This is a genomic window from Aeromicrobium sp. REDSEA-S32_B7 (assembly GCF_001626145.1).
Classification (GTDB): Bacteria; Actinomycetota; Actinomycetes; order Propionibacteriales; family Nocardioidaceae; genus Aeromicrobium; species Aeromicrobium erythreum.
In genome coordinates, this window is record NZ_LUNF01000188.1 from 1 (window position 1) to 5338 (window position 5338).

General features: G+C 71.1%; 6 protein-coding genes and 1 tRNA gene. 3 read left to right on the forward strand and 4 right to left on the reverse strand.

The window, feature by feature from the left end; all coding sequences use genetic code 11:
- Positions 1-1103 (forward strand): ABC transporter permease subunit (locus A6Q79_RS12925; protein ID WP_317698578.1); only part of this gene is annotated, 1103 nt, incomplete at its 5' end.
- Here the strand turns inward: A6Q79_RS12925 and A6Q79_RS12930 are convergent.
- Genes A6Q79_RS12930 through A6Q79_RS12940 form a run of 3 tightly spaced genes read right to left on the reverse strand, consistent with a single transcriptional unit; the run spans position 1090 to position 3155 of the window.
- Complete coding sequence (locus tag A6Q79_RS12930) at positions 1090-1977, reverse strand: hypothetical protein (protein ID WP_067860625.1); 888 nt, start codon at positions 1975-1977, stop codon at positions 1090-1092. The genes A6Q79_RS12925 and A6Q79_RS12930 overlap by 14 nt on opposite strands.
- Before the next feature lie 54 nt (positions 1978-2031).
- Positions 2032-2352, reverse strand: a complete 321-nt coding sequence (locus A6Q79_RS12935; protein WP_067860627.1) for a Dabb family protein — start codon at positions 2350-2352, stop codon at positions 2032-2034.
- A complete protein-coding gene (locus A6Q79_RS12940; protein WP_289017922.1) occupies positions 2349-3155 on the reverse strand; it encodes an MBL fold metallo-hydrolase in 807 nt (268 codons plus the stop codon). Before A6Q79_RS12940 ends, A6Q79_RS12935 begins: the two co-directional genes overlap by 4 nt.
- A gap of 71 nt (positions 3156-3226) precedes the next feature.
- On the opposite strand from A6Q79_RS12940, the gene A6Q79_RS12945 reads away from it, so the two are divergent.
- On the forward strand, positions 3227-3649 hold the full coding sequence (locus A6Q79_RS12945) for a VanZ family protein (RefSeq protein WP_286691179.1): 423 nt from the start codon (positions 3227-3229) through the stop codon (positions 3647-3649).
- A 70-nt stretch (positions 3650-3719) separates the two neighbouring features.
- Positions 3720-3806, forward strand: a tRNA-Ser gene (locus A6Q79_RS12950).
- Positions 3807-4481: 675 nt separating this feature from the next.
- Here A6Q79_RS12950 and A6Q79_RS12955 read toward each other — a convergent pair.
- Positions 4482-4823 (reverse strand): hypothetical protein, encoded by a 342-nt coding sequence (locus tag A6Q79_RS12955; RefSeq protein ID WP_286691178.1) that lies wholly within the window; start codon positions 4821-4823, stop codon positions 4482-4484.
- Positions 4824-5338 lie beyond the last annotated feature (515 nt).

The following is a 5338-nucleotide window of genomic DNA, read 5'->3' on the forward strand; positions in this document are numbered from 1 at the left end:
GGGGCGCCGGCTTCACCCGACGGGAGGTGGCGACGGCGGTGCTGCGTCGCGCGGTGCCGTCGGTGCTGCCGCAGCTGGGCCTCGTGGTCGTCGGGCTGACGGGCGGCGCGGTGGCGGTCGAGGAGGTCTTCGCGATCCCGGGGATCGGTCGCGCGCTGCTCGGCGCGGCCGCCGCCCAGGACCTGCCCGCCCTGCAAGCCGGGCTGCTGCTCCTCGTGGTGGTCGCCGCCGTCGCGGGCGGTGCGGCGTCGCTGCTCGCTCGCCTCCTGCTCGGCCGGGCCGTGCGGTTGTCGGCCCTGTCGCTGCCGGAGCCGGTGGTGGTGCTGCGACGTCGCGACCTGCTCGTCCCCGGCGTGGCCGGCGCGCTCCTGCTCGTCGTCGTGGTGGCCGGGCTCCTCGGCGACCCGTCGACGTCGGCGCACCCGCGCCTCGCACCACCGTCGCCGGGGCTCTGGCTCGGCGCCGACGCCAGCGGTCGCGACCTGCTCGCGAGGGTGGGTCACGGCGCGCTCACCACCGTCGGCACGGGCCTCGTCGTGCTGGTCCTGTGCCTGCTGATCGGGCTGGCGGTCGGGTGCCTCTCGCACGCCGCCACCGGACCGATCGAGATCGCGAACGCCGCACCTCCGGTGCTCGCTGGGCTCGTCGTGGCCGCGATCGCCGGACCGTCGCAGCTGGGTGCCGCGGTGGCGGTGACGGCGGTGAGCTGGGCCCCGCTCGCCGCGCACACGTCGGCCCTGCTGCGCGAGGCAGGGTCGCAGCCGCACGTGGCCGTGCTGCCGGTGCTGGGGGTCGGGCCGGTGCGCCGGCTCGTGCGGCACACGCTGCCGGCCGTCGTGCCGGCCGTCACCCGCCACGCCGCCCTGCGGCTGCCCGGCATCGTGCTCGCCCTGGCGTCGCTCGGGTTCCTGGGGCTCGGCGCACGACCTCCTCGCCCGGAGTGGGGTCTGGTGCTCGCCGAGGGCTCCGCCTACGTCGAGCGCGCCCCGTGGACCGCACTCGGCCCCGCCGGAGCGCTGGTGCTCGTGTCCGTGCTGTCGGTGGGTGCGACGGCCGTCCTCACCACCCGCCGGAGCGGGCGCGCCGCCTCTACGGCTGCGTGAACTTCTGGCCCTGGTCGTCGCTGACGTAGCTCTGCGGATCCTCGCCGACCACGGCCGCGACGAGGGTGTCGTTGGCGGCGATGCCGCGGGCGGGGTCGCCGACGATGCAGCCGCCGGGCGCCCAGGTGCGGCCCGAGTCCTTCGTGCTGAACAGCTGTGCGGCGCAGCCCTCGAAGCGGGCGAGCGCGTAGCCGGCGTTGAACGTCGTGAACACGGCGGTGCGGCTGTTGTCGAGGCGACCGAGCAGCAGCCACTTGCCGCCACCGTCGCCGCTGCCGACGACGTCGCCGTCGATGCAGGTGACGCGCGCGAAGTCGTCGTCGACCTGCGACAGCGACGAGAAGGTGCAACCGGGCTTGGACTCACCCTTCGAGGGCGACACGGCGACGGTCGGGTCGGACGGGGACGTGTACCAGCGGGTGATCATCGGGTCGTCGACCCACGTGGCGCCGCCGTCGGTGGACGAGCGCTGCCGGGCCTGACAGTCCTCGCCGGCGCCGACGACGGTCAGCTCACCGCCGGAGCGTGCCTGGACGGCAGTGATGACCTTGAGCTCGGGGTCGCGCTTGGTGGGCGACGCGCCGTTCTTCGTCGAGGTCCAGAGCGTGGCGCTCGTGCGTCCCTCGCAGGCGCCACGGGTGGCGAACACCCAGGTGCCGTCGTTCGCGAGGTCCATGCTGGCGGCCTGGGCGGGCTTGAAGTCGAACGCCTGCTGGTTCGTCTTGCGCTCCGGGGTGGGCGACTCGGTGGCGGCAGCCGGGCCGAGGCCGCTGCCGGGCGGCGCGCGGTGGACGTGCTGGAAGACCAGGACCACGAGCACGACGTCGACGAGGACGAACGCGACGAGCGCGATCAGGGACAGGGGCTTCGGCACGTGGCCGAGTCTAGGGGCCGGACGGCCCACCGTGGCCTACTCGCGCAGACCGGGTCACGTGATCTCGTCGGCGTCCCGGCCCCGGGGTTCGGGGTAGTCGCCCACCCACCAGTCGGCGGTCTCGCGCAGCAGCGCTCCGGCCTCGGCGTGCCGCGGGTGGGCCTGGAACGCCCGGAACGCCGCCTCGCTCTCGAAGAGCGCGTTCTCGACGACCACGACGCCCTTGCGGGTGTCGTCGGAGACGCGCACGGTCCACTCGAGGACGCCCGGCAGGTCGTGCAGGCTCGCGAGCGCCGCGACGGCTGCGTCGCGGGTGGCGTCGTCGGTGCCGTCGTGCAGCCGGAAGAGGACGACGTGCCGGTAGGCGTCGCTCACGTGGCGGCGCCGTCGACGAGCTCGTCGGTGATGCGCCGATCGTGCGCGGGGACGACGAGCACGTCGGGCAGGGAGGCGAGGCGTCGCAGCTCGCGGTGGTTGGCGCGGATGCGGGCGCGGTCGCGGCCGACGGTCTGCTCGAAGGCGCGGAGGGTGCGCACGGGCGCGAGCCGCTGGCCGTGGGGGCTGTGGTCGCTGACGTGGCTGGCGTCGAAGACCGCGTCGCCCGCGTGCATGACGACCCCGTCGGGGGTCTCGACGGCGACGGCCGCGTGCCCGCGGGAGTGGCCGGGCATGGGCACGAGCACGACGCCGGGCAGCACCTCGTGCCCGGTGAGCCCGTAGCGCCACTCGTCGCCGCGGCCTGCGTGCAGCACGAAGCGGGGGCCGTGCTCGAGCTGCTGCGGCCGGTAGCGGGTGCGGTCGAGCAGGTCGGGGTCGGTGACGGCGGCGGCGTGCTCGTCGGCGGTGGTGTGCACGGCGGCGTCGGGGAAGTCGGAGAGTCCGCCCGCGTGGTCGAGGTCGAGGTGGGTGAGCACGACGTGGGCGACGTCGGACGCATCGAGCCCGCGGGCGCGCAGCTGGTGCAGGACGGTGCGGTCGGGGTCGCCATCGGGTCGCAGCAGGTGGCGGATGGGCCCGAACCGGCGCGCGGGGTCGGTGACGTCGGCGGTGCCGAAGCCGGTGTCGACGAGGACAAGTCCGTCGTCGGTGTGCAGCAGGAAGACGTGTGCGGGGAGCCCGGGGAGGGTGAGGGGGTTCATGACGGCTGCCCTGAGGTGCTCGACGCGCATGTCGCTCATGGTGGCAGAGGTGCGGTGTGTTGGGTCACGAACGGCGGTGGCCATGTGGGGGCGCGCCCTAGGCTCGGGGGATGCGCCGCTCCCCCACCCACGTCGTGCTGGCGCTCGCGTACCTGGCGGCGTTGGCGGCGATCGCGTTCTGGCCGACCCCGGTCGACCAGGGCGTCGACGTGCTGAACTCCTGGCCGGTGCGCTGGCTGGAGTCGTCGTTCGGGATGCCGCGCCCGACGGGTTACGACGTGGTGCAGACGGCGGCGAACGTCGTGCTGTTCGTGCCGCTCGGCTGGCTGGCGGTGGCGTTGACGCGGCTGTCGTGGTGGCAGGTGACGGCGGCGGGTTTCGTGCTGTCGTCGTGCATCGAGGTGGGCCAGGCGCTGCTGCGTCCGGAGCGGTTCGCGACGGTGTCGGACGTCGTCGCGAACACGTCGGGGGCTCTGCTGGGCGCAGTCGCGGCGACGCTCGTCCTGCGTCGTCGTGTGCCGGCGAGAGCCTGAGGGTCGGCCCGATTCGTCCTGCGCGGCGGGGCCTCGCTATCCTGTACCGGTTGCCGCCCGGCGGCGACGTGGAGATGTCGCATAGTGGCCTAGTGCGCCCGCCTGCTAAGCGGGTTGAGGGTTAAACCTCTCGCGGGTTCAAATCCCGCCATCTCCGCCGAATGCCGAAGGCCCCCAGCGCTCTTTGCTGGGGGCCTTCGGCATTCGATGAAGGTTGACGGGATTTGGGAGGAGCGAGGAACGAGCGACGACTCCCGCCATCTCCGCCGAATGATCGAGGACTCCCAGCGCTCTTTTCTGGGGGTCCTCGATCGTTTAACGAAGGCGTCGGGATTTGGGAGGAGCGGCGAGGTACGAGCCGCGACGGCTCCCGCCATCTCCGCAGACGTGCAGGGTTGCCGGGACGTGGGACGGCTGGGGGCACCTCCCCCTTGCGGGACGGAACGAGCGACGGTTCCCGCCATCTCCCCCAGCCCCGTCGACCTCAGTCCGGTCTACCCCTGCGGATCCACTGGTAGTCGCGGACCGAGGAGAACAGCATCAGCACACAGAGAGCTAAGGGAACACACGCGAGACCCACGAGAAATCGGCGGTTGCTCTCCGGCTCCCCTGCTCGCATGAACAAGATGAGCCACGCGAGGGCGAGGAAGAAGGCCGTCCGAAGGAGGGCTTGCACCACGACGCACCTGCCCTTCTCGCACCAGCCCACCGATCGAGTCACCTCTGATACCTCCCCACCGATAGCGCCAGCGCCCCATGCCACGGAGCCTGGACGAGGTCTGACGACGCCCTCGGCCGACCCGCTCTCCTGCTTCGTCGCGGCGATAAGGAATTACCCGTAGACAGTCCCCCCATCCCAACGCAGGAACGTCCAACGAAGACTGCCGCTCGGATCGATTGGCCGCCCTTCCTCGGCGTTCCACTGGACGCTGACATCTGCCTGCGGACCGAGCAGACCACTCAGCTCGTCCGCAATGTCTTCCACGCATTCCTCGTCGACGGCCGTCACTTCGGAGAAGTAAGAGTGGAGGCGAACCTTCAAACCGTCGATCTCGACCCCCAGCCGGGTCAGGTTGCAGGGCAACAATCCGAGCGAGGCCTGGACGACTTGCGCCACCACATAGTTGTCCCACGCTGGCGCCCCCGCCATGTCATCTGGAGCGGGAAACCTCATACTGTCCATCCTGGATCTTGTCGGGACAACACTGGGTCTGTTGGTTCCTTTGATGAGGAGTCATCCGTCGGTCTTGCCGTGCGGGACAGTCTCAGGTTTAGATCGACTTCTTCACAGACCTCAGTGCCGTCGAGCAGGCAAGAACCTCCTCGGTCAGCCGCGAGTGGGGGGACCACTCGTCAATCGCCTTCCGTGCTAGCCGTTGAGCAAATGCGTCGGCTGCACTGAGGTCCCCCGCATCGAATGCCCCTACGCATCTCGAGCGCTAGATTCTCAGCCCGACGGATAGCGTCGTCGGATGCCCCGGACTCTCGCAACGATTCGGGCTTCGACGACTCTTCTCGGATCGTCTCGCTCAACCGTTCCAGGTGATTCGCAATAGTCATTCTCGCCTCGCATCTTCGAGGTTGGGGCACACAGTCGATGCCTGGCGCCCCAGACTCAACAGCGTCCCGACCATCGGATTTCTCGTACTGAACTCGCCATGGAGCGCCGACGGCGAGACAGCTGCAGGG

Excerpts from the sequence above, each read along its gene's own strand:
- A6Q79_RS12940 (WP_289017922.1), bottom strand. The coding sequence starts at position 3,155 with ATGAGCGACATGCGCGTCGAGCACCTCAGGGCAGCCGTCATGAACCCC.
- A6Q79_RS12945 (WP_286691179.1), top strand. The coding sequence starts at position 3,227 with ATGCGCCGCTCCCCCACCCACGTCGTGCTGGCGCTCGCGTACCTGGCG.
- A6Q79_RS12955 (WP_286691178.1), bottom strand. The coding sequence starts at position 4,823 with ATGAGGTTTCCCGCTCCAGATGACATGGCGGGGGCGCCAGCGTGGGAC.